General features: G+C 67.3%; 1 protein-coding gene and 1 other annotated feature. The gene reads right to left on the bottom strand.

Annotated elements, in window-relative coordinates; all coding sequences use genetic code 11:
- Positions 1–39: 39 nt before the first annotated feature.
- Positions 40–1,268, bottom strand: a protein-coding gene (locus NJ376_RS28455; protein WP_252956715.1) for an IS3 family transposase whose coding sequence is annotated in 2 segments (ribosomal slippage) — positions 40–971 and positions 971–1,268 — 1,230 coding nt in all. Because the reading frame shifts where the segments join, the coding sequence is not laid out codon by codon here.
- Positions 868–984: a sequence feature (AL1L pseudoknot), on the bottom strand. It overlaps the preceding gene by 117 nt.
- Positions 1,269–1,294: the final 26 nt, after the last annotated feature.

The following is a 1,294-nucleotide window of genomic DNA, read 5'->3' as shown; positions in this document are numbered from 1 at the left end:
TGAACCGCCCCGGGATCACCGGAGGCCAGTTTGCTTGGGTCACGCCGCCATAGCGGGTGGGTCGAGCTGGGCATAATAGCGCGCCTCGGCCTCGGCGGGTGGCATGTTGCCGATCGGCTCGAGGAGGCGGCGGTTGTTGTACCAGTCCACCCACTCGAGGGTGGCGAACTCGACGGCCTCCAGGGAGCGCCAGGGGCCGCTGCGGCGGATCACCTCGGTCTTGAACAGCCCATTGATGGTCTCGGCGAGCGCGTTATCGTAGCTGTCGCCGACGCTGCCGACGGAGGGCTCGATACCGGCCCCGAGAAGGCGTTCCGTGTATCGAATGCTGACGTATTGCGACCCCTTGTCGCTGTGATGGGTCAGGCAGCCCTTCACCGGACGACGGTCATGCAGCGCCTGCTCCAGGGCATCGAGGACGAAGTCCGCATGCGCCGTCCTCGACACCCGCCAGCCGACGATGCGGCGGGCGAAGACGTCGATGATGAAGGCCACGTACACGAAGCCCTGCCAGGTGGCGACATAGGTAAAGTCCGACACCCACAGGGTGTTCGGATGCGGTGCCTGGAAGCGCCGGTTCACCTTGTCCGCCGGCCAGGTCATGGCCTTGTCGGGAATGGTGGTCCTGGCCTCCTTGCCGCGAACGGCGCCGCGCAGGCCCATCCGCCGCATCAGGCGCTCCACCGTGCAGCGGGCCACCGCGATGCCCTCCCGGCCGAGCTGGCGCCATACCTTGCGGGCGCCGTACACCCCGAAGTTGGTGTCGTGCACCCGCCGGATCCGCTCCATGAGCATCAGGTCCTGCCGGACCCGAGCCGAAGCCTTGGCTGGATCGGCACGTTGCGCGACACGGGCGTGGTAGGTCGACGGGGCGATCGGCAGATTCCTGCAGATCGGCTCGACCCCATAGACCTCACGATGATCGTCGATGAAGGCGATCATGGCTTCGAGCGGCGGTCGAGCTCCGCCGCCGCGAAATACGCCGACGCCTTGCGCAGGATCTCATTGGCCTGCCGCAGCTCGCGGTTCTCGCGCTCCAGCGTCTTGATCCGCTCCTGCTCCGCCGTCGTCGGCCCGGCCCGCAGGCCCTGGTCGCGCTCGGCTTGCCGCACCCACTTGCGCAAGGTCTCGGCTGTGCAGCCGATCTTCGCCGCGATCGAGCCGATGGCCGACCACTGCGAGGCGTGGTCGCCTCCGTGATCCAGCACCATCCGGACCGCCCGCTGCCTCACCTCAGGCGAAAATCGGTTCGACGTCTTCTTCGTCATGGCTCCAACCTCTCAAGGTTCGGAGC

This window comes from Siccirubricoccus soli, from assembly GCF_024178315.1.
Classification (GTDB): domain Bacteria; phylum Pseudomonadota; class Alphaproteobacteria; order Acetobacterales; family Acetobacteraceae; genus Siccirubricoccus; species Siccirubricoccus soli.
The sequence above is the reverse complement of the archived record's forward strand: the minus strand, read 5'-3'. Positions and strand labels throughout refer to the sequence as shown.